Annotated in this window: 20 protein-coding genes and 1 riboswitch; of the genes, 3 read left to right on the top strand and 17 right to left on the bottom strand. The window is 64.0% G+C overall.

The window, feature by feature from the left end; genetic code table 11:
* Nucleotides 1-2: 2 nt before the first annotated feature.
* The 6 genes from PKA57_RS00875 to PKA57_RS00850 all read right to left on the bottom strand — a co-directional run bounded on the left by PKA57_RS00875 (nt 3) and on the right by PKA57_RS00850 (nt 7282).
* On the bottom strand, nt 3-887 hold the full coding sequence (locus tag PKA57_RS00875) for an MBL fold metallo-hydrolase (protein WP_324297028.1): 885 nt from the start codon (nt 885-887) through the stop codon (nt 3-5).
* A gap of 74 nt (nt 888-961) precedes the next feature.
* Entirely contained in the window at nt 962-2494 is a 1533-nt protein-coding gene (locus tag PKA57_RS00870; protein ID WP_324297027.1) for a DHA2 family efflux MFS transporter permease subunit, read from the bottom strand.
* Between the two features lie 4 nt (nt 2495-2498).
* Nucleotides 2499-3575: an HlyD family secretion protein gene (locus tag PKA57_RS00865; protein WP_324297026.1), complete on the bottom strand. Its 1077-nt coding sequence runs from the start codon at nt 3573-3575 to the stop codon at nt 2499-2501.
* Nucleotides 3576-3598: 23 nt separating this feature from the next.
* Nucleotides 3599-4087 carry a MarR family transcriptional regulator gene (locus tag PKA57_RS00860; protein ID WP_324297025.1) on the bottom strand — a complete coding sequence of 163 codons (489 nt, stop codon included), beginning with the start codon at nt 4085-4087 and terminating at the stop codon, nt 3599-3601.
* A 327-nt stretch (nt 4088-4414) separates the two neighbouring features.
* Nucleotides 4415-5962, bottom strand: a complete 1548-nt coding sequence (locus PKA57_RS00855) for an acyl-CoA synthetase (RefSeq protein WP_324297024.1) — start codon at nt 5960-5962, stop codon at nt 4415-4417.
* A gap of 87 nt (nt 5963-6049) precedes the next feature.
* Nucleotides 6050-7282 carry an aspartate aminotransferase family protein gene (locus tag PKA57_RS00850; RefSeq protein ID WP_324297023.1) on the bottom strand — a complete coding sequence of 411 codons (1233 nt, stop codon included), beginning with the start codon at nt 7280-7282 and terminating at the stop codon, nt 6050-6052.
* A gap of 206 nt (nt 7283-7488) precedes the next feature.
* Between PKA57_RS00850 and PKA57_RS00845 the strand changes: the two genes are divergently transcribed.
* Nucleotides 7489-8334, top strand: coding sequence for an enoyl-CoA hydratase (locus PKA57_RS00845; protein WP_324297022.1), 846 nt, complete (start codon nt 7489-7491; stop codon nt 8332-8334).
* A gap of 71 nt (nt 8335-8405) precedes the next feature.
* Here the strand turns inward: PKA57_RS00845 and PKA57_RS00840 are convergent, their stop codons facing one another.
* From PKA57_RS00840 to PKA57_RS00800, 9 genes are all read right to left on the bottom strand, one after another.
* The gene (locus tag PKA57_RS00840) at nt 8406-10370 is read right to left on the bottom strand and encodes a TonB-dependent receptor (protein ID WP_324297021.1); all 1965 of its coding nucleotides are present in this window, start codon (nt 10368-10370) and stop codon (nt 8406-8408) included.
* A gap of 165 nt (nt 10371-10535) precedes the next feature.
* Nucleotides 10536-10771, bottom strand: a riboswitch (cobalamin riboswitch).
* Between the two features lie 47 nt (nt 10772-10818).
* Nucleotides 10819-11430, bottom strand: a complete 612-nt coding sequence (locus PKA57_RS00835) for a phosphatase PAP2 family protein (RefSeq protein ID WP_324297020.1) — start codon at nt 11428-11430, stop codon at nt 10819-10821.
* A gap of 36 nt (nt 11431-11466) precedes the next feature.
* Nucleotides 11467-12720, bottom strand: a complete 1254-nt coding sequence (locus tag PKA57_RS00830; protein ID WP_324297019.1) for a hypothetical protein — start codon at nt 12718-12720, stop codon at nt 11467-11469.
* A 19-nt stretch (nt 12721-12739) separates the two neighbouring features.
* Entirely contained in the window at nt 12740-13558 is an 819-nt protein-coding gene (locus PKA57_RS00825) for an outer membrane lipoprotein-sorting protein (protein WP_324297018.1), read from the bottom strand.
* Nucleotides 13559-13735: 177 nt separating this feature from the next.
* Entirely contained in the window at nt 13736-14581 is an 846-nt protein-coding gene (locus tag PKA57_RS00820; protein WP_324297017.1) for a TauD/TfdA family dioxygenase, read from the bottom strand.
* A 23-nt stretch (nt 14582-14604) separates the two neighbouring features.
* On the bottom strand, nt 14605-15216 hold the full coding sequence (locus PKA57_RS00815; protein ID WP_324297016.1) for a glutathione S-transferase family protein: 612 nt from the start codon (nt 15214-15216) through the stop codon (nt 14605-14607).
* Between the two features lie 62 nt (nt 15217-15278).
* Entirely contained in the window at nt 15279-15965 is a 687-nt protein-coding gene (locus PKA57_RS00810) for a VOC family protein (RefSeq protein WP_324297015.1), read from the bottom strand.
* A 15-nt stretch (nt 15966-15980) separates the two neighbouring features.
* On the bottom strand, nt 15981-17123 hold the full coding sequence (locus PKA57_RS00805) for a thiolase (RefSeq protein WP_324297014.1): 1143 nt from the start codon (nt 17121-17123) through the stop codon (nt 15981-15983).
* A 3-nt stretch (nt 17124-17126) separates the two neighbouring features.
* A complete protein-coding gene (locus PKA57_RS00800) occupies nt 17127-17540 on the bottom strand; it encodes an OB-fold domain-containing protein (protein WP_324297013.1) in 414 nt (137 codons plus the stop codon).
* 162 nt (nt 17541-17702) lie between these two features.
* On the opposite strand from PKA57_RS00800, the gene PKA57_RS00795 reads away from it, so the two are divergent.
* Entirely contained in the window at nt 17703-18002 is a 300-nt protein-coding gene (locus tag PKA57_RS00795; RefSeq protein WP_324297012.1) for a hypothetical protein, read from the top strand.
* On the opposite strand, the gene PKA57_RS00790 is transcribed toward PKA57_RS00795, so the two are convergent.
* Nucleotides 18003-18674 (bottom strand): nitroreductase, encoded by a 672-nt coding sequence (locus tag PKA57_RS00790; RefSeq protein WP_324297011.1) that lies wholly within the window; start codon nt 18672-18674, stop codon nt 18003-18005. It lies immediately after the preceding gene.
* Between the two features lie 12 nt (nt 18675-18686).
* Complete coding sequence (locus PKA57_RS00785; protein WP_324297010.1) at nt 18687-19922, bottom strand: acyl-CoA dehydrogenase family protein; 1236 nt, start codon at nt 19920-19922, stop codon at nt 18687-18689.
* Between the two features lie 190 nt (nt 19923-20112).
* On the opposite strand from PKA57_RS00785, the gene PKA57_RS00780 reads away from it, so the two are divergent.
* The gene (locus PKA57_RS00780; RefSeq protein ID WP_324297009.1) at nt 20113-21444 is read left to right on the top strand and encodes an MFS transporter; all 1332 of its coding nucleotides are present in this window, start codon (nt 20113-20115) and stop codon (nt 21442-21444) included.
* The last annotated feature ends 120 nt before the right edge of the window (nt 21445-21564 follow it).

The raw sequence follows: 21564 nt of genomic DNA, 5'->3' as shown, positions 1-21564 counted from the left end.
TGTCAGGGCAGCCTGTATTCCGCTCCGAGCGTCACTTCGCCATCGGTCAGGACGCGGCCCTGCGCGACGAGCCGCGTCATATGCGCGAAGACCGAACGCGCCGCGGCGGGATGAAGCCGCCTGTCAACCGCCGCATACATGACGGGCACCATCTCAGCGATGCGGTGATGGCCAGCTTTCAGTTGCTCGATGATCTGCTGCTCGCGCTCTTCGCGATGGGCGATGAAGGCGCGCACGAGCCGCTTTGGATCGTGGATGGCGGGCCCATGCGTCGGCCAGTAGACCTCGTCGTCCCGCGTCAGAAGCAGCGCGAGCGAATCCATATAGGCGGACATGTCTCCATCGGGCGGGCTCACGATGCTGGTCGACCAGCCCATGACATGATCGCCGGAGAAGAGCGCTTTTTCTTCCTTCAGCGCGAAGCAGATATGGTTCGAGGTGTGGCCGGGCGTGTGCACGCATTCGATGGTCCAGCCATCGCCCTTGATGATGTCGCCATGACGGATCTCGACATCGGGCACGAAGTCCATGTCGCCATCTTCCTCGCCGGAGCCTGCGCCATGAGGCCCGTAGCCATAGGTCCTGGCGCCTGTGAGCGCCTTCAGGGGCGCGGCCGCAGGCGAATGGTCGGTGTGCGTGTGGGTGATGAGAATATGCGTCACCGTCTCGCCCTCGAGCGCGCGCATCAGTGCCTCGACATGCGCATCGATGAGCGGGCCGGGATCGATCACCGCCACGCGCCCGTGACCGATGATGTAGGTGCCCGTGCCCTTGTAGGTGAAGGCCGAGGGGTTTTCCGCGACGACGCGGCGGATCAGCGGCGAAACCTCGACGCTGTCGCCATAGTTGAACTCGATGTCGCGGACATAGGGTATTTCGACGGACATATGCGCTTCCTCACCGGCGCGGCATTCGCGGCCGCCCGGAGCATGGCGCGGCGGCGGCGCGGATTCAACCTTTCTCAGTCGGCAGCCGCATGCAGGGATTCTTCCTCAGCCACATCTCCCGGTATTTTCGGCTGCCGCATCAGGATGAGCAGCGGAATTGCGATGAGGGTGAGGTACATCATCAGCTTGAAGTCGTCGATATAGGCGATCGCGGCCGCCTGCCGCGTCACCTCGCTGTCGAGAGCGGCGAGCCCCATGGGCGTGGTGAGATCGAGCATTGGCGGCATCGCTTCCGGCCGGTAGAGCGGATTGGTCGCCGTCACATGCTCGGCGATCGTCGCGTGGTTCACCTGTGTCAGCCGCGAGATCAGCGTCTGCGAGGCGGAGATGCCGACGCTCGAGCCGACGTTCCGCAGCAGGCTGTAGAAGCTCGTGCCCTCGGTTCTGAGATGCGGCGCGAGCGTGGCGAAGGAGACCGTCGTCAGCGGCGCGAAGATGAAGCCGAGTCCGAAGCCCTGCACGAGCCCCGTCGAGACGATGAGGCTGGTACTGACGTCGAGATTGAATTGCGCCATCTCCCACAGCGAGAAGGAGGCGAGCGCGAGCCCGAAGCCGATGATCGCGCGCATGTCGACGATGTTGATGATGCGGCCGGCAATGACCATGGCGATCATGGTGCCGAGGCCGCGCGGCGCCAGTACGAGACCCGTGGTGACGACGGGAAAGCCCATGAGCGATTCGAGATAGGGCGGCATCAGCGCCATCGTCGCATAGAGAACGAAGCCGACGATGAACATGATGATGAGGCCGACGACGAGATTGCGATCCTTGAAGAGTTCGAGGTCGATGAAGGGGCGCGCCGTGGTCGCCGAATGCGCGACGAACAGATAGAGCGTGAAGCACATGACGACGGCGTAGACGATGATCTCGGTGGAGGAGAACCAGTCGACGAGGTTGCCGCGATCGAGCATGAGCTGCGCCGAGCCTATGCAGAGGCTCAGAAAGGCGAAGCCCATCCAGTCGAATTTGCGAAGCTTGTCGAGATGGGACTCCGTCATGCCGATCAGCACGCCTGCGAGCGCGACGATGCCGAAAGGCACGTTGATATAGAACACCCAGCGCCAGCTATAGCTGTCCGTCAGCCAGCCGCCGAGAGCGGGGCCGGCGATGGGGCCGACCATGACGCCGACGCCCCACAGCGCCATCATCTTTCCGCGCTGCTCCATCGAGTACATGTCGAGCATGATCGCCTGCGACAGCGGCACGAAGGCGGCGCCGAACGCGCCCTGCGCCAGGCGGAAGATGACGATCTGGTCGAGCGTCATGGCCGCGCCGCACAGCATGGAGGTGACGGTGAAGCCGATGACGGAGATCGCCAGCAGCGTTTTGCGGCCGAAGCGGATGGCGAGAAAGCCCGTCGCAGGCGTCGCGATGGCGGCGGCGATGATGTAGGAGGTGAGCACCCAGGCGATCTGGTCCTGCGTCGCGGCCATGGTGCCCTGCATGTGCGGCAGCGCCACATTGGCGATCGTCGAGTCGAGCGTCTGCATCACCGTGGCGAGCATGATCGCGCCGGTGACGATGGCCCTCCTGAGTGTCGGCGTCATGGGATCAGTTCCGCGCTTCGTCGGGAGCGGCGGCGCTAGAATGTGTATCGATTTCGACCTCGACGCTCATACCCGCGCGGATGACGGGATCTTCCGGGTGGCGGTCGATGGCGACGCGCACGGGGATGCGCTGCACGACCTTCACCCAGTTGCCTGTCGCGTTCTGCGCCGGGAGGATCGAGAACTCCGCGCCCGTCGCCTGCGAGATGCTGGCGACATGGCCGGTCCAGTCATGGTTCGGATAGGTGTCGATATGGATCGTCGCCGTCTGGCCGGGATGGACGTTGGTGAGATCGGTTTCCTTGAAATTGGCCTCGACCCAGACCTGCTCGTTGGAAACGAGGCTCACCACGGGCACGCCGGGCGAAACATTGTCGCCGACCTGCGGCTGGCGTCCGGCCACGCCGTCGAAGGGCGCGCGCACCGTGGCGCGTTCGAGATTGAGAGCCGCATTGTCGCGCTGCGCCTTGGCGGAGCGATAGGACGCATGCTCATCGACCGGAGCGTCGGGCTTGCCGTCGAGCTGAGCGGAAATCTGCTCGAGGCTCTGCCGCATCACGGAAAGAAGCTGCACGGAGGTATCGTAATTGTGGCGCGCCGTGTCGAGATTGGCCTGGCTGGCGAAGCTCCGCTTGGCGAGTGCGGACTGCCGCCTATATTCGCGATCGTAGTAGTCGATGCTCGAGCGGCCGAGGCCGATCTGGGCGACCGTCATCTCGTATTTCGCCTTGAGCGCGCGGATGCTGCTTTCCGCGGCCGCGAGTTGCGCATCGGCTTCCGCGAGCGCGAGTTCGTAGGGCGCGGGATCGATCTGGAACATCGGATCGCCGGCTTTCACGGACTGGTTCTGCTTGACGAAGACGGCGACGATGCGGCCGCCTACATCCGGGCTTACCGACACCATGTCCGCCTTCACATAGGCGTTGTCGGTGCTCACATAGCGCCCGCTCGTCATGTAGACGTAGAAGAGCGCGACGAGAGCGATGGCGGGAACGCCGATGAGAAGAACGGGCCTCAGGGAAGCGCGGTCGCCGAGGAAGCGCCTGGCCGCGCTCGAGACGGGGGCGAATGAGACTGACATGGGAGACTCCAGCTTTCGGGATTCTATTTCGCCGCTGCGGCGCGCGAGGCACAGCCTGGCAGCAGTGTCGTCAGATTTCCGCGCATGCGCGTCATCATCTCGGCCAGCATTTCGCACTCTTCAGGCGAGAAGCCCGCAAGGACGACGTTGTAGGTTTCCTCGGCGATGTCCCATATGCGATCGAGCAGCGGCGTTGCCTGCTCGGTGAGAAACAGCCTGAGTGCGCGCCTGTCGTTCGGGTCGGGCCTGCGTTCGACGAGGCCTGCCGCGACGAGCTTGTCGATGAGGCGCGCGACGGTGATCGGCTGAACTTCGAGCAGGTCGGCGAGGCTGACCTGATTGAGCCCCTCGTTCCGCGACAGATGCACGAGCGCGCGCCATTGCGCCTGAGTGAGGCCGAGCGGCGTTACGCGCTCGTTGAAGATGCGCCGGAGCATGCGGGAGGAGTCGGCCAGCAGGAAGCCGATGCCATGGCCGGGGTCGGAGCGGGAGGGCATGGATTTAAGAAGCATGGCTATTAAAGTGGTCTGCTGTTAATAAGCAGGGCTTATTATATGACCGCAAAAAAACCTCCCGCAAGGGGGAGGTTGCGTTTCCTGGAGCGGGGGCGGGCGCGAATGGCAGTCGCGCCCGCAAGTATGTGCTCAGGCCCTTTCAGTAGGAGGGGCGAAGTTCACAAGGAAGGCGAGCCCGTAAATCCCGGGGAACGTCCGCGTCGCCACCAGAAAGGCTTCGGCGGGCCTGACGCCGTTCTTCGCATTTGCGAGATTATTCCGGATGTGCAGTAGCCCGCTTGCCAGGTTGGCACAAAGTCTGCCGGTTGCCTGCCCGGTGGAGCGTCAGATGCGCCGGTTCTGCCCCTCCCAGAAAGGCTCGCGCAGCTTGCGTTTGAAGATCTTGCCGGAGTCCTCGCGCGGCAGTTCGCTGCGGAATTCGACGCGCTTCGGCACCTTGTATCCGGCGATGCGCTCGCGCAGGAAGGAGCGGACGGCCTCGGGCTCGAAATCGGCGCCCGGCTGGCGCTGCACGATGGCGCAGACGGTTTCGCCGAATTCCTCGTCGGGAATGCCGAAGACGGCGCAATCGGCCACGCCCGGCATCTTGTGGAGTTCGGCTTCGATCTCGGCGGGGTAGATGTTGACGCCGCCCGAAATGACCATGTCCTTCGCGCGGTCGCAGAGATAGAGAAATCCATCCTCGTCGAGATATCCGATATCGCCCGCCGAGATGAGGCCGCGCTTCTCGGTGCGGCGGCGCTTCTCGTCATCGCCGTGATAGGTGAAATCGGCAATGTCGGGTTGACGCGCGACAACCTCGCCGGTTGCGCCCCTGGAGACCTCGTTGCCGTTCTCGTCGAGCACCATGACGCGCGCATTCGGGAGCGCCTTGCCGACGGTGCCGGGATGTTTGAGCCATTCCTCCGAGGTGCAGAAGACGACGGCGCCCGTCTCGGTCGCGCCGTAATATTCGTTGATGACCGGCCCCCACCATTCGATCATCGCCTGCTTGACATGGACGGGGCAGGGCGCCGCCGCATGGACGACGAAGCGGAGCGACGAGAGATCGTATTTGCGTTTCACCACCTCGGGAAGTTTCAGCAGGCGGACGAACATGGTCGGCACCATGTGGAGATGCGTGACGCGGTGGCGCTCGATGAGGGCGAGCAGCTCCTCCGGGTCGAAGCGCGGCTGAAGGATGATGCTGGCGCCGAGCTTCAGGCCGGTAAGCCCATAGGCATTGGGCGCCGAGTGATACATGGGCCCGGTGATCACGGTGACGATTTCGCCGGAGGGCGCGAACTGCTCGTTGAACCCCATGACGGTGGCGATGCCGCGCTGCTGGGCGGCTATCTGCTCCGGGGTCGGCTGGTTGCGGCGCACGCCCTTCGGGTGTCCGGTCGTGCCGGATGTGTAGATCATGGAGCCGGGCGCTTCGTCCGGTCCCTGCGCTCTCGGTGCGAAGCCGGAAAGCCAGGCATCCCAGACGGGAACCCCTTGCGGCAGGCGTGAGGCATCCGCACTTATTCCGTAGGCGGATATGATTTCAGGCGGCGTCTCGACCACGAAGACCGGCACATGCGCCGGAATGGCGCTGGCGATCGGGTGATAGAGGTCGGCATGGATGACGATCGCCTTCGCGCCGGAATTGTCGAAGATATAGGCCGCTTCGTCGGGTGAATTGTGCCAGTTGACCGGCGTCGAATAGGCGCCGACAAGCCCCGCCGCGACAGAAGCTTCGAAGAAGGCGAAGTCGTTGCGCAGATAGACGGCGACGACATCGCCCGGCCCGATGCCGAGGCTCGCAAAGCCCCCGGCCGCCCGCGCCGCGCGCTCGAGCAGCGATGGCACATCGGCGACGCGCGCGCCGGATCGCACATAGGCACCCATATCGAACTCCTCCCCTTTTCTCCCCATAGGCTGCAAAGTCTATCAGGAGCGGAGGCGGAGAAAAGCGCGGCCTTGCAGTCCTGGTGCCTAGCTGTAGCGCGCTTCGCGTGCCGGGCCTTTTTGTCCGGCCTTCACCTCCGCCGTAGCGGCGGCGAGGTCCGAGAGATAGATGTCGGCGACCTGAAGATGGAAGGGCGAGAGCATGAGGTGAAGCCCCTTGGGCTCGGTCGTGAGGCTCGTGAACCAGCCGCGCTCGAAGAGCTTGCCCCAGACGGCCATGCAGTCGATCTCGTCATGGGTGAAGGCGAGGAGGCCGAGCTGCGGGCGGCCGATGACGCGGAAACCGAGCGCCCTGACCCCCGCCTCGATCTTCTCCCGCGCATCGGTGACCTGGCGATGCTTGGCGCGATAGCCCTCGACGCCGAGGAAGTTCATCACCGCCCATGCGGCCGCAATGGCGCCACCCGGCCGTGTGCCGGCGAGCGTCGGCGTGACCATGCGCCCGCCCGGCCATTCGTTGCAGTCGAAGATCATATGGGCGCGCAGCGCTTCCGTGCGAAAGAGGACGGTGGAAGCGCCCTTCGCGCAATAGCCGTATTTGTGCAGATCGGCCGACATGGAGGAGACGCCCTCGACCTCGAAATCGAAAGGCGGAATATCGCCGCCATTCATCCGCACGAAAGGCGCGATATAGCCGCCGACACAGGCATCCACATGGAGCCAGAGCCCGCGCGCCCGCGCGAGCTGGCCGAGTTTTTCGATCGGATCGATGAGGCCGTAGGGAAAGCAGGGCGCCGAGCCGACGATCATCGCCGTCTGCGCGTCCGCCGCTTCCGCCATTGCCTCGACATCGGCGAACCAGTCGCTGCCCACGGCGACGCGCCGCACTTCGATTTCCATCACCTTCGCCGCCTTGTCGAAAGCGGGATGGGCGGAGCGGGGAAGCACGATGTTGAGCGTGCCCTTTTTGTCCCCTTCCTTTCGCGCGAAATCCCGCGCGGCCTTCATCGCCATGGTGATCGAGTCGGTGCCGCCCGATGTGATGTTTCCCGCCGCGCCTTCCGGCGCATGAAGAAGCGAGAGCCCCATGGAGACGACTTCGTCTTCCATCTTCTTGAGGCTGGGAAAGGCGAGCGGGCCGAGGCCGTTCTCCGACATGAAGAGCGTGTAGGCTTCCTTCTGCACACGCTCGACATCGGGTCCGGCATTGAAGACATAGACGGCCGTCTTGCCGTCGCGCCATTTGACGTCGCCCTGTCCCCGCGCCTGCATATCGCGCTTCAGCGTTTCCCAGTCGGTTCCTTTTTCCGGCATCGACATGTTCGTGTCTTTCGTCGTTCGGCGGAGGATCGGACCTCTCGCGGAGGATTTGCGCATGACCGGAAGAGAGTGTGTCCTCTGCGATTGTCAGGTCAAGCGCGGCGTCGCCGCGTGTCCAAAAATGCTTTGACCATGCCGCAAGATGCGACGCAGACTTGCGCGCGGACGAGGAAAACAGACGGTCAGCGTCGTTCAGGGAGGGAAACATGACTTACGAAGATCTCATTTACGAGGTGCGGGACCGTGTCGCCGTCCTCACGCTGAACCGGTCTGAAAAACTCAACGCCTGGACCGGCGCGATGGAGAAGAGCCTCAAGCGCGCGATTGCCTCGGCCGTCGATGACGATGAGGTGCGCGCGATCGTCGTGACGGGCGCGGGGCGCGGCTTTTGCGCTGGCGCCGATATGGGCATCCTCCAGGGCATCAAGGCCGATCAACCGCAGGAGCGCGAATTCGCGAAGGCGGCGCGCGAGGAGAGCTTCAATTTCGCGGGCGGCCTCGGGCCCGAAGTCGGCGTGCATTATGGCGGCCGCTTCGGCTATCTCATGCAGGTGAAGAAGCCCGTCATCGCGGCGATCAATGGCCCGGCGGCCGGTCTCGGCCTCGTCTTCGCGCTTTATGCCGACATGCGTTTTGCGGGCTCCGACGCGAAGTTCACGACCGCCTTTGCGAGCCGTGGCCTCATCGCCGAGCACGGAATTTCATGGCTTCTGCCGCGCCTCGTCGGCCCGGCGCATGCGCTCGATCTTCTGCTTTCCGCGCGCAAGGTGACGGCGGCAGAGGCCGAACGGATCGGCCTCGTCAACAAGGTCTTCGAGCAGGCGAACTTCATGGGTTCGGTGATGGATTATGCGCGGATGCTGGCCGAGACGGTGAGCCCGCGCTCCATGGCGGTGATGAAGGCGCAGGTCTGGAAGGCGCTCTTTCAGGATTTCAACGAGGCGCTCGCGGTCGGTGACAGCGAGATGCAGAAGAGTTTTGCCACGGAGGATTTCCGCGAAGGCGTCGCCCATTTCGTCGAGAAGCGCGCGGCGAAGTTCACCGGCCGCTGAACGCCTGCCCGAAGGGCTTCCCTCTCCGCCGGGGCGGGGAGGGAAGCGGCATTCCGGATCGTCAGCCTGCGTCAGAAGCTGATCGCGATGCCGGCCAGCGCTTCGATGCCCGGCGCCTCGAAGCCGTCGGCGGGCTCATATCTCTTGTCGAAGAGGTTCTTGATCTTCGCGGTGATCTCGATGCTCTCCGTGATCTGCCGCGACGCCGCGAGATTGAAGACCGCATAGCCCCCCGGCTTGAAGATCGCGCCAGTGTCCCGCTTGATGTCGAGATAGGGGACGACGTACTGCATCTCGGCGGAGAGGTTCGTCAGCGCATCCGGCCGCCAGACCGTCGAGACATTCGTCTGGTGGCGCGGCCGCCGCGTGAGCGAGCTGTTGATGACATCCGCATCGACCACGGTGAATGTATAGTCGAGTCGCAGGCTCAGCGTGTTCGTCAGTTCCGCCTGCGCATAGGATTCGAGCCCATGCGTCCTGAATGACGGCTCGTTGCGCGTCGTCGAGTCGAAGCTCGGCAGGAAATATGTCGAGATGGCATCGCTGATCTTGCTTGCAAACCATGTCGTGCCGAGCCGGAGCCGGCTGTCGAAAAGCCCCTGATCGATGCCTGCTTCCCAGCCGCGGCTGCGCTCGGGCTTGAGGTTGGGATTGCCGAAGAAAGCCGAACCGAAATTGTTAGGCGTGTAGCCATAGCGCTGGAAGAGCGAAGGGACCTTGAAGGCCGTGCCATAGCTCACCGTGAGCCGCGTATCCGTTTCGGGATGGTAGTAGCCCGGCGCGATGGTGAAGGTCGCGGCATTCTCGAAGTCCGCCGGGCTGTCGAAGCGTCCGCTCGCGGTCGCAAACCAGCGTTCGCCCCAACTCGCATGATCGGAGATGTAGAAGGCGGTTGCCGTCTCGCTCTTGCTCGCATCCGGCGTTTGCACGAAGCCGCCGAAATCCGTGCGCCCGTTGACGCTGAATTCATCGCGTGTGAACTGGCCACCGAAGGAAAGCGAGTTCCAGTCGGCAAGATCGAGCGTGTTGTCGAGCTTCGCCGTGATCCTGTTGCCGCGATTGTTGGTGTCGTCCATCGTCACCGAATAGATGTCGGGGCGATCCGTGTCCTTGCGGTTCGTCTGCGCGAAGGCGAAGGAGAGTTTCGGCCGCCACGCGTCATCGAGAAAGCGTCCCGAAACCTCGCTGTTGAAATAGAATTCGTGCGTCGTCGCCTCATTGTAGAGATTTTCGGGAAGCTCTGTGTCGAGCGCGGTGCGCGCATCGACGATCTGGGCGAAGGCGGAGGCGGTGAGATATTCGTTGAGTGCGGTGTCGAGCCTCAGCGAGCCCGTCACATTCTCGTAAGGATCTTTTTCCTTTGCCGCGCCGAAGCGATAGCGCGCAGGCGTCACGTCGTTGCCATCGTTGGCCTGGCGCGACAGCGAGACGAAATAATCCGTCTTGCCTAGGCTGCCGCCCGAGGTGAGGCTCGTATTGAGCGTGCCGAGCGTGCCCGCCTCGACGCGCAGCGTGCTTTTCGGCGCACCATGGCCGCGCTTGGTGATGATGTTGATGACCGCGCCCATCGCCTGGCTGCCATAGAGGGCGCTTTGCGGGCCGCGTACGACCTCGATGCGCTCGACATTGTCGAGCGTCAGATCCGCGAAGTTGAAGGCACCTGTAGGAGCCGAAGGATCGGTGACGTTCTGCCCGTTGATGAGAACGAGCGTCTGGTTCGAGTTGGAACCGCGGCTGAAGACGGAGGTGACCTTTCCTTCGCCGCCCTGCTGCACGAGATGAAGGCCCGGCACGCCGTTCAGCGCTTCTGTGATCGAGCGGTACTGATGCGCCTTGATCTCAGCGGCGGTGATGATGGTGTAGGAGCTTGCGACTTCCCTGGTCGGCAGGGGCTCGGGGCTTGCCGTGACAATCATGTCCGGCGCGATGGTCGCGGTATCGGCGGTTGCGGGCGCGGCGGAAAAGGCTGCAAGGCCGAGCGGAGTGGCGAGCGCCGCTGCCAGTGCGCGGCGTGTCTTGTTGCTGGAGACGTTCACGGGAACCCCCTCATGTCGTTCGCGGCCAACCCCGGCCGCCAGGACCGGCGGCAGAGATGTGAGCGAGGCGAGAGGATCGCGGGACAGACGCGGCAGGCGGACGCGGACGAAACCTGTCGCGTCATCATGCGGTCTTGCCGCCCGGCTGGCACACCCCGGCCACCGGCAGATGACGCGCTTGACGGCAGGTCTCCTGGCTCGCGGGTCATGGGCACCGTTCCGCCTTCCCGATCTTTGGCCGTCGCCGGCCGGTATCAGTGGCTGTGTGGAACCGGGCCTCGCCGCTTACAGTTGCGGGGGCAGCCAGGGAATTGGCGCCGTGTCACGCCTCACCCTGTTCCCTCTTGCCTCCCTTGAAGGCGAATCCGGCCTCCTCGGGAACCATCGAGCGTGGGCACTATAGAAGCAGGGCGCGGTCTGTCAAACCGGAGAGGGTGGGCGGAGCTTTTCAGCCGCAGACGCCGAGGGCGGACATGAGGCGGATCGCGAAGGCGGCGATGTGCCCTTCGACGGAGAGTGTCTTGCCGCGAAGCAGGAAGGCGAGGGCGAGCGGCAGGAGCAGAAGAAGAAAGACGAGCCGGGGCCGGGGCGCTGCGCCGGTGGCCGGCGACCCCATGCGCCAGAGAAGTGCCGGGGCCGAAAGCCCGATGGCGCTGCCGATCAGCACTTCGGGCACGGAATGCGCGCCGAGATAGACGCGCGACATGGCGACCCCGATGCCGGCGAGAAGCGCCGTCGAGATGAAAAGCGCTTGCAAGCGGCGATCATCGGCGAATTTCGCCCAGAGCACGGCAAAGCCTCCATAAGCGGCGATCGCGGCCGCCGCATGCCCGCTCGGGCTGCGGATGCCGAGGCCCGGAAGGAGATGGCCGCAAGGAACGAAGATGATCTTGGCGACGAGTGTCGCGAAGAGCGGGATGAAAATCGCGACGCACCAGAGAAGCGCTTCCTGGCGCGCGCCCGCGGCGGCAAGCGCGATGGCGACCGTCGCTGCGAAGGGCAAGATCACGGCCTGATCGCCAAGCTCGGTCAGGAAAGTCAGGATCTGCGCAATCAGCATGCCCGGAATCGGCCTCTGTCGGTGAGCGGAAGCGCCTCAGAAATAACGGGCGATGCGAAGCTGCACATAGTCGTCATCAGCGACGCTGTAAACCGGATCGCTGCGCGGCACATTGCCGAAGAAATAGGCTTCGAGCGAGAGCCGGTAATCGTCGCCGAGGCGGCGTTCGCCCTTGAAGCGCAGGCCGAGCGCGCCGGTCGAGGCGTCCATCACCGCGCCGCCGAGGAAGCTCGTCGATGCGGCGTCGTTCGCCGTCCAGCGCAGCGCGAGGAAGCCATCGTTCTGATAGGGGTTGCGCGCCGTCATGCCCCGGCTGTCGAGCGCATATTCCGCGACGAGCCCAAGATCATTGTCCGTACCGAGAATGCCGTAGAAGGTGTATTCGATCCCGCCCGTCGCGGCTTCGTATTCCCGGCCGAGTTCGCGCCGCCAATAGCCCTCGAATTTGTAGAGCCAGGCGCCCTTCGTCGCCTGCACGTCGAGCGATGCCTGCTTCATCTGCGCATAGAAGGGCGCAAGCACGAGGTCGCCATCCTTGCTCAATGCGGGCGTCAGGATCGGCTCGCGGTTCGTGCCCTGGAAATAGGCGAGCCCCAGATCGATGTCCCCGAAGTGATTGGAATAGCGGATCGCGCCGTCGACATGGCGCTGCTGCCGCGAGCTTTCGTAGCGTGTGAGGCTCGGGTCGACGGGAATGTCGAGTGCCGGCCGGCCGTTCGGGCCGGCAAATGTGCGCTCGCGGAACCAGGGGAGAATGAAGGCGTCGAGCGTGCCGAAGCTCTGCGTGGTGCGCAGCCGCACCATGGGTTGGCCGAGCCGCGCCTCCTGCTTGATCGGGTCTTCGAGTAGGTCGGTCTGGTTGACGACATCGACGAGGTGCACGGCCTCCGTCACGCCCCAGAAGACCTTGTCGAAACCGGCGCGAAACTCCCAGTCGCCCATCACTCTGGCGTAGCGCGCTTCGCGCAGGTCCCAATGGTTGCGCCGGCTGTCGCGCTGATCGAGCCGTCCGAAGGGCGTGAAGACGAGGGACTGGTTGCCGCTGTCCCAGAAATATTTTCCCGTGATCTCGCCTGCAATGGAGAGGTCGCTGTCCGTCTGGCGCGGACTGCTGGCGGCTTGCGTGAAAGCACGAATCTCGGGCTCGATCGAGCCGCGGAGGGTGAAATCATCCGCATGCGCTGCATTGAGCGCCGCCATGCTGGCGGCGAGGCAGCACCCCGCGGTGGCAAGCCAACGCCTGAGAGGAAGGGCGCGCCCCGTCATGCCCATGTCGCCGGTCCCTGTCATCTGATCGCCCGCCAGTGCCTCAGCGCGCCCGCTCGAGGCTTGCCGTGGTGAAGTCGCTCTGCGTCAGGCCGGTGTGGAAGCTGTATCCAAGCCAGATGAGGCGCGTCGTCTTTTTCGTGACGTGGTTCACCATGTCGAGTTCGCCGGGCCGCCAGAACTTGCCCTCATAGAGCTTGTAGTCCTGATAGGTGAGCGTCTTCAGCAGCGCGTCCTTGCGGTCGTAATAGTCGATCCTGCGGAACTGATAGTCCGTCGTGTCGACCCAGACGATCTCGCGCGTATAGCCGGAATCCTCGTATTGCGGCGTGCGCTCGACCACATGGCAGGTGCGATCTCCGCAAGCCTCGTCCTTCAGCCATTTGTAGGCGAATTTTCCGATCTGCTGTGTGGAGAAGTCCTCGAAGGCGAATTCGCTGCCGACGAACGGGCCGGATTTGTTGGACGACGAGATGCGCTTCACGCGCTTTACCGTCGGCAGATAGAGCCATTGCTCGTCGGCCTGCTTCACATGGGAGTAGGTGAGAAGGGCTGTTCCCTCGATGTCGGCCGGCTTGTCGAAGACCATGAGGCTCCAATGGCCGTCATTGCCGCCGGGATTTTCGAGCATGGTGAAGCGCAGCACGCGCTCGCTCGTCTCGCCGGATGCATTGGTCAGCACCATCTTCATGTCGGCTTTGGCATCGCCCCAGCCGATATCGCGCTTGTCGTTCTCCTGCGCGATGGCAAGCCCGCGCGCCTCGGCATTCTCCGGCCCCGGAAGTCCGGGCGCCTCGGCGCGCGCGGTGGCTGCAAGAACGATGGACACCAGAAAGGCGGCGCAGACCCCTCCGCGCCTCATCGACTTCACATTCATCTCGACCCCCCGGGAAGCCTCGCGGCTTCGATCAGTTTTGCGCCGCCGCGATCAGCGGCGAGCGGCCAAATGCATCGATGCGTGCATGATGCACACCGAAACGCGGGTTTCAAAGACGAAAGCGGACAAAAGCCCGCTCTTTGCCGGAAATGCCGTCTTTTCCTAGAACGGACGGTCGCCGTTAACCGTCACGCGCTCCATGTGGCGGCGATGGCCGTGATAATCGTTGAGCGCGAAATGCTGCGTGCAGCGATTGTCCCAGAAGGCGAGAGCATTCGGCGTCCAGCGGAAGCGGCAGGTGAAGCCCTCCTGCGTGCAATGCTCGAAGAGGAAGCGCAGAAGCGGCGCGCTCTCGCGCCTCGTCATGCCGACAAATCTCTCGGTGAAGGCAGGGTTGACGTAAAGCGCCTTGCGGCCCGTTCCGGGATGCGTGCGCACGACAGGATGCTCGAACGAAGGCACATCATCGCCCGCCGTCGCAACTTCCATCGACTTGCGCTTCTGTGCCGAATGTCCGCGCTCGCTATATTCGCCCTTGGCGGTGTGCACGGCCTTGAGCCCGTCGAGCATCTTCTTCATGCCGTCGGAGAGCGTCTCATAGGCGAGATACTGGTTCGCCCAGAGCGTGTCGCCGCCATAGGGCGGAACCTCTTTGGCATAGAGGATCGAGCCGAGCGCCGGCTCCTCGAGGAACGACATGTCGGTGTGCCACCCGCCGCCGAAATTCACCTTGTCGTCCGGCTCCTTGACGATCTGCATGATCTCGGGATGCCCCTCCATTCCCTTCACGTAGGGGTGGATGTTGAGCGTGCCGAAGCGGCGGCCGAAGGCCTTGTGCTGTTCATGCGTCAGATGCTGATCGCGGAAGAAGATGACCTGATTGTCGAGAAAGGCCCGGTGAATGTCGTCGAAGGTTTCGTTGTCGAGGTCGCCGGAAAGATCGACGCCGCTGATCTCCGCGCCGAGCGCGCCGGAAATGCGGTTCACCTGGATTTTCTTGTAGGCCATCTTCGTCTCCATACCTTCGGAACTTATTTCGCCGTTGCCTTCTGGAAGCCGGGGCGCGCCGCCAGACGGCCGAAATAGGCGACGACATTTGGATAGTCGTCGCTCAGCAGGCCGAACATCTTGCAGAGCAGGAGGTTGTAGCCGAGCATCGTGTCGGCCGCGGTGAAGTCGTTGCCGCAGATGAACGGCTTGCCCGCCAGCTCGCGGTCGAGAACGCTCAGCACCTTCTTCGCCTTTGCCTGCGATTCCGTGACGAGTTGGGGAATGCGGTCCGCCTCGGGGCGGATGAAGGCGTGCTGCGCGATATTGCCGAGCGGCGGCATGAAGGTCGCCTCGGCGAAATGCAGCCAGTAGAGGAAGCGCGCATGCTCCGGCGTTCCGGTCTTCGGCTCGAGCCGTCCCTTGGCGTACTTCGCGAGGATGTACTGGGTGATGGCGCCGGACTCGTTGAGAATGAGACCGTCCTCGTCGATCGAGGGAACCTGGCCGAAGGGATGGATCGCCAGATATTCTTCGGATTGCAGATCCTTCGGATTGAAGGCGAGGGTCTTGAGCTCGTAGGGAAGGCCCAGTTCCTCCAGCAGCCAGACGATGCGCACCGAGCGCGTATTGGGTGCGTGATAGACCTTGATCATCCGAGCCTCCGGGGTGAGTTTTCTGTTTCGTTGTTGGCGCTCAGTCTATCCGAAGTGCGAGCCTAGTCGAGAGAGCCGGTGAGGGAGGCGCGCTGCGAAATCTCGATCCAGTTGCCGTCGGGATCGCGGACGAAGGAGATGCGCGCCACCTTGCCGAGTGTCTGCGGGGCCCGGCCTTCGCGGCCGCCTCGCGCGAGCACGCCCTGGTGCTCCTCGTCGGTCTTCCAGACCTGCACGGTCAGATAGCGAAAGCCCGTGCCTTCGAGGGCGGCATCGGCCGGAGCGTCATCCGCCTCCTCGAACATGACGACGCTGTCGCCCCAGTAGAACGAGTTGCCGCCCGCCTCCGGCACATCGGGAAGGCCGAGAGCGATGGCATAGAAGCGCCGATGCGCCGCCGCGTCGCGCACGGCGAGTTTGACGCCGATGCGCGAGATGCCGAAAGTGCCGGGCGGCACCAGCGTCACCCTGTTGCCGTCCGGGTCGGCAAGCGACTGCGGCGCGGAAAGGCCCTCGCGCGCGATGAGAAGCTCGCGGTAGCCGGAAGGCGCGCCGGCGGGCACGGGCGTGCGCGAGCTGTTGATCTTGAGCACAGATCCGAGGAGATCATGCCGGTGCTGCACGAGCCCCTGCCCGAGCGGAAGGGTATGGTCGAAGGGAAGCCCGATCTCTTTTTGATAGAAATCGAGCATCGCCTCCGGATGGTTGGTGAAGAGGCCAACATCGATCCTTGGTTTCGCCAGGTTCATGATGGCCTCTCCGCCTTATGGTGCTTCGTTCGAGAAGACGATGGTGCCGGAAGAGGCGAACATGCCGCCGACGCCATGGGCGATGGAGATTTTCGCGCCCGGTACCTGCGCCGGCGCGATGCCGCGCATCTGCCGCACGCTTTCCTGCAGCGCATACATGCCATACATGCCCGAATGCATGTAGGACAGGCCGCCGCCATTGGTATTGAGCGGCAGCTTGCCACCCGGCGCCGTGTTGCGCTCGCGGATGAAGGCCGCGCCTTCGCCGCGCTCGCAGAAGCCGAGATCCTCGAGGCCGTAAATCGGCAGATGCGCGAAGGCGTCATAGATCATCAGATGATCGACATCCTTATGCGTGATGCCCGCCTCGGCGAAAGCCTTCCTGCCGGAGACGCGGAACGCCTTTGAGGTCGTGAAATCCTCCATCTGGCTGATCATCGGCGTTTCGCAGCTCTCGCCCGTGCCGAGAATGTAGACCGGCTTCTGCGGAAAATCCTTCGCCCGCTCCGCGCTCGTCAGGATGAGCGCGCCGCCGCCATCGGTGACGAGGCAGCACATGAGGAGCCGGAACGGCCAGGCGATCATCTTGGAATTGAGGACGTCATCGACGGTGATCAGATCGCGGAAGGAGGCGCGGGGGTTCTTCGCCGCCCATTCGCGCTGAATGACGGCGACCGTGGCCACGTCTTCCTCCGTCACGCCATAGGTCTTCATGTAGCGCAGCGCCGGAATGGTGAACATGGTCGGCGGGTTGGTGATGCCGTAGGGCACCTCGAACTGCCCCATCTGGCTCGCCGGATCGCGGCCCATGCGCCGCGCGCCGACGCGCGAGCGGCCCGATTCCGCATGCGTAATGAGAACGGTGCTGCAAAGCCCCTCATTGATGGCCGCGGCCGCATGGCGGACATGCAGCATGAAGGAGCAGCCGCCGACGCTCGTGCCATCGACCCATGTCGGCGTGATGCCGAGATATTGCGCGATCTCGACGGGGCTGTCGCCCGCGGTGGCGATGCCGTCTATATCCTTCGCGGTAAGGCCCGCGTCACGCATCGCGTTGAGTGCAGCGTCGGCGTGAAGCATGAGCTGCGACGTGTTCGGAATCTTTCCCATCTCGGTCGTCTCGGCAGCGCCGACGACCGCAACTGACTTCTGCTTCATGGCTTATCCCTTCGCCGGCCGGAACTTCGGAAGGCTGATCTCTTCATTCGCCTTCTCGAAGGTCACTTCGAGCGGCATGTCGAGCTGGAGAGCTTCCGGCGTCTGTGGACAATCCACTATGTTGGTCATCATGCGCGGTCCTTCCGCCAGAGTGACGACCGCGATCGAGTGCGGCGCCTCGCCGAAATCAGGGCGGGGCCGGTGATTGATGATGTAGCTGTAGAGCGTCGCCTTGCCCGATGCCTTGAAGATCTCGACATTGCGCGATGAGCAGGACGGGCAGAAGGGGCGCGGCGGGAAATAATTGTGCGAGCAATCCTTGCAGCGCTGAAGGCGCAGCTCCCCAGCCTTGCATCCGTCCCAGAAGTGCCGGGTCTCGGGTGTCGGCTGAGGAAGTGGGCGGGCATATTCCGCCATGTTTCGACCTCCTCGGAGAATTTCGGATTTCAGTGCCGACGAGAATAGCGGCGCGTCATCGCTTGGCAAGGTTGCCGGATGAACAGCCGCATGCGTGGAAATGGCCAGCTTGATCGGGACAGTGGAATGTTTATATCTCTCCGGAGCAGACCCGGAGCGCAGATGAGCCTCATCCGTCAAGCATCGTTCGCCGCCGCGCTGGCCCTCGGGCTCGGCACGGGCGGCGTTGCCTTTGCGGCAGGGCCCGCCGCCGCGTCGCAGAGCGCGGCCGGCATGGCGGGCGAGCTTGCCGTGGGGCAGATCGCGGGCGGGCTTTCCGATCCGGTGCCGATCGTCGCCACGCCCATGGGCCTCATGCTCTTCACCCTCGGCCCGCCGGAGGAGGCGGCGCCCACCACCGCCAAGCCGCGCACGACCCCCAAGGCACGGACACTTCAGACACAGCGCATCGGCCAGCGCTGATCAGTCGAAACCGTGAAACGTCACGAAGTCTGAAAGCGGCTCCCGCTCGGAGACGAGCGTGTTCACGGCCGCGCTCTCGTCGGCATAGCCGAGCGACATTCCGCAGATGATGTATTCGTCCTCCGGCACGCCGAGCACGCGGCGCGTCACCGACCAGTAATTGTTCCAGGCGCCTTGCGCGCAGGTGTCGAGCCCGCGCGCCTTCGCCGCCAGCATGATCGACTGCATGAGGATGCCGATGTCGATGAAGCTCATCGCATCGAGATCCTTGTCGAGCGTGAAGAGGAGGCCCACCGGCGCGTCGAAGAACTGGTAGTTGCGGCCCCATTGCCGCCAGTTCGCCTCCTTGTCGCCCTTCGGGATTCCGAGCAGCGAATACATCTCCTTGCCGAGCGTGCGCATGCGCGTGATGTAGGGTTCCTTGCGCTTCGATGTGCGCGGGAATTCGGCCCCGTCATCGGCCGGCTGCGTCTCGCGATGGGCGAGCACTTCCGCTTCGAGGCGCCGTCTCGTCTCGCCCGCGACGACATGCACCTTCCATGGCTGGATATTGGTGCCGGAGGGCGCGCGTGAGGCGATCTCCAGAATTTCGGTCACGAGCGAAAGGGGAACGGGATCGGGCCTGAAGGCGCGAACGGATTTACGCGCCGTGAGCGCGTCGTCGATATGCATGGAACAGGGGCCTCAAAGTCCGAGTACGGCTTTCGCCATGATGTTGCGCTGGATTTCGTTCGTGCCCGCATAGATCGAGCCCGCGCGATCGTTGAGATATTTCGCAGTGACGGGCCAGCTATGCTCCGGGCCGACCGGCGTTCGGTTGTCGCTCGGGGCGGTGAAGCCCGGCACCGGGCCGCCGGGGCGCGTCGCGTGCGGCTGATAGGGCAGGGCATAATGGGCGGCGGCCTCGAGCGCAAGCTCGGTGAGGAGCTGCGAGATTTCCGTGCCGCGCGTCTTGAGGAGCGAGGATTCCGCTCCCGGCGCCTCACCATGCGAGAGCGCCGACATGATGCGGTGCTCGGTGAATTCGAGGCCCGCGATCTCGACGTCCGCCGCCGCGATCTTCGCCGCGAAACCCGCATCGTCGATGAGGCGCGCGCCGTCTGATCCGCGCTCGGCCCGCGCCATGGCGCGGATGCGCTCCAGCCGCGTGGTGAGGCCGGGCGCATAGGCGTGGCCGCCGCGCTCGAACTGCATCAGATATTTCGCCACCGTCCAGCCATCGCCGACCTTGCCGACGACATTGGCCTTCGGAACCTTCACATCGGTGAAGAAGACCTGATTCTGGATGTGCTCGCCGGACAGCATCACCAGCGGCTCGACCTTGACGCCCGGCGTCTCCATGTCGATCAGCAGGAAGGTGATGCCGCGCTGGGGAATGTCTTCCTTCGAGGTGCGGACGAGATTGAAAATGCGATTGGCGTAGTTCGCATGCGTCGTCCAGATCTTCGAGCCGTTGCAGAGAAAGTAGTCGCCCATGTCGACGGCGCTCATCTGAAGCGAAGCGAGATCGGAGCCCGAGCCCGGTTCCGAATAGCCCTGACACCAGAAATCCTCGCCCGAGAGGATACGCGGCAGGTAGTAGGCCTTCTGCTCCGGCGTGCCATGGCCGATGAGCACCGGCCCGCACATGCCGACGCCCATGGGCGAAAGCGGCGGCGCGCCGGCAGCCGACAATTCGCTGGCGAAGATGTAGTGCTGCATGACCGACCAGTCGCAGCCGCCATATTCGACCGGCCAGGCCGGCGCGACCCAGCCCTTCGCATGAAGGGCGCGGTGCCAGGTCATGGTCGTTTCGTAGTCGGCATAGACGCTCGTCATGAGCTTGCTGGTGGCGCGAAGTTCCGGCGTCAGTTTCTCGTCGAGAAAGCGGCGCACCTCGTCGCGGAAGGCAGCGTCCCGCGCGCTCAAGGCCAGATCCATCGTCGGTATCTCCAATGGGCAAAATAGCGATATGCGGAGGTTAGGCACGTATTCCCGATTGGCAAGCGATGTCACGGACGGCGCACGCACAATTATGTGAGGGGCAGGGATTGGCGGCCCCGCGCAATTCACGTAAATGAGGGGGCCCGATTGAGGTTCGGCAGAGGCCCCTTGTCGATCCGGAACATGCATGTCGATCCAGAATAAAGACGAGCCCGTTGCATTGATGGCGAGCCCGGAGCCGGAGTCGGAGCCGAGAGCAACCACGCCCGCCGAGCGGCAGCGGGCCTTTCGCGTCCTCTTCCTCTGTCAGTTGGCCGGCGGCATGGGCCAGACGCTCGTCTATGCCGTCCTGCCGCCCATCGCCCGCAGGCTCGGCATGGGTGAATTCGAGACGACGATGATTTATTCGTTGTCGGCCTTTCTCTGGGTCGTCACCAGCCCCTTCTGGGGGCGGCGCAGCGACGTCGTCGGGCGAAAGCCCATCATGCTCGTGGGGCTTCTGGCCTTTGCCATCTCGACCGCGCTCTTTGCCTTCGTGGTTCTGATCGGCCTCTGGGGCTGGCTGCCCCTCGTCATCACCTTTCCGCTTCTCATGCTTTCGCGTGCGATCTTCGGCGGATTCGGCTCGGGCAACGGGTCGGCGGCGCAAGCCTATGTGGCCGACCGCACGACGCGCTCGGAGCGCGCGGCCGGCGTCGCCTCGCTCGGCGCCGCCTTCGGTCTGGGCACGGCGATCGGGCCGGGCGTTGCCGCCGCCTTCGCGCAGCTCCATGTCGTCGCCCCCTTCTTCGCCGTGGCGGCGCTCGCCTTTGTCAGCGCCGGCCTCATCTGGTTCTTTCTGCCGGAGCGCACGCGCCCTTCGCTTCATGTGAGCGAGAAGCAGAGCCGGCGCGCGGGCCTTCGCTGGTACGACAAGAAGGCGCTGCCCTGGGTCGTCATCAGCGTCATCCTGAGCTTCGCCCAGGCGATCGTGATGCAGCTCTGCGCGTTCTATTTCATGGACGTGCTGAAGCTGAGCGGGGACGCGGCCATGCAGATGGTGAGCGTCGGCCTCATGGCGATGGCCATGGCGACGCTGTTCGCCCAGATCGGCCTCATCCAGCGCTTCAACCTGTCGGTGCAGTTCCTGCTGCGCTGGGGTTCGGTGACGATGCTCTTTTCCTTCGCGGGCCTCATCATCGGCAATTCATACGGGCTTCTCGTCGCGGCGCTGACCCTGAGCGGCCTTGGCTTTGGCCTGCTCCGCCCCGGCTTGCAGGCGGGCGCCTCGCTCTCTGTCTCCCGGCGCGATCAGGGCGCGATGGCGGGCCTCATCAGCGGCACCTCGGCGACCGGCATGATTCTCAATCCCTTCATCGGCATTCCGCTTTACGGCTTCATGCATCAGGCGCCGTTCATCGTCGGCGGGCTGCTCGTGCTTCTGGTCCTTGCCTTCGCGGTCTTCCATCCGACCATGCGCGGGCTGACGCAGCCGGCGGAGGATTTCGAGGACGAGGAGGAGGGGCTCGGCTTCCAGTAAGCCGGGCGGGAATTTATAAGGCCCGCGCAATATTTTCCCGTTATGGTCCGCCCGGTCGAAAGGGCGGGGGGCTCCATTGTCATTCGAGCAGTTGCTGAGCGGGGTGTCGGACGATGCGCT

This window comes from Parvibaculum sp., from assembly GCF_035325945.1.
Lineage (GTDB): Bacteria > Pseudomonadota > Alphaproteobacteria > Parvibaculales > Parvibaculaceae > Parvibaculum.
This window is presented reverse-complemented; position numbering and strand designations above follow the sequence as displayed.